Raw genomic sequence first — 502 nt, 5'->3', positions numbered from 1 at the left:
GACAGGCATCTTTTTAGGTTGTGGTGATAACAACTTAATATTTTTTAGTGAGTACCAACAAAAAACTATAATCGGCTCTTATTTTAGATAAATGCATGCAGCGATTCGGTATCTGCGTTGGGTAAGTGCTTTTGAGGTGAATTTAGTACGAGGCTAGGCCTGCCTCTTGTGAAAAAAATGCCTGAAATGAAAAGTGATTCAGAAGGGCGTTAACCCAATGTACTCGTTTGCCGACGCTTTCGTTTGTAGTGCTTTAAAGTGTCTGCTTGTCCTGCAGCCACACTAAAATGTGTTTCAAAGGTTAAAAACATATCTTGCCAACTGTGTTCGTCGAATCCTAAGCGTTGCAATATGGGCGATTCAGACATATCAATTGCCCCTCGTTTGTCAGGATTGATAAAGCGCCCTGATAGGTCCACCAATTGTAGATAGTCGACTAAGTCGAATGTTAATCCATACGGTTGTGGCTGTTGCAGGTTACCAACAAAAGGCATGAGGGTCG

The 502-nt window shown here is 41.8% G+C and carries 1 pseudogene; it reads right to left on the bottom strand.

From position 1 onward, the window contains the following. Window positions 1-209 precede the first annotated feature (209 nt). Window positions 210-502 (bottom strand): annotated as a pseudogene (locus Q4574_RS21480) (transposase); the annotation flags it as partial.

The organism is Aliiglaciecola sp. 3_MG-2023, assembly GCF_030548205.1.
GTDB lineage: Bacteria > Pseudomonadota > Gammaproteobacteria > Enterobacterales > Alteromonadaceae > Aliiglaciecola.
Note: the sequence above shows the minus strand (reverse complement) of the source record. Positions and strands in the feature narration are given on the sequence as shown.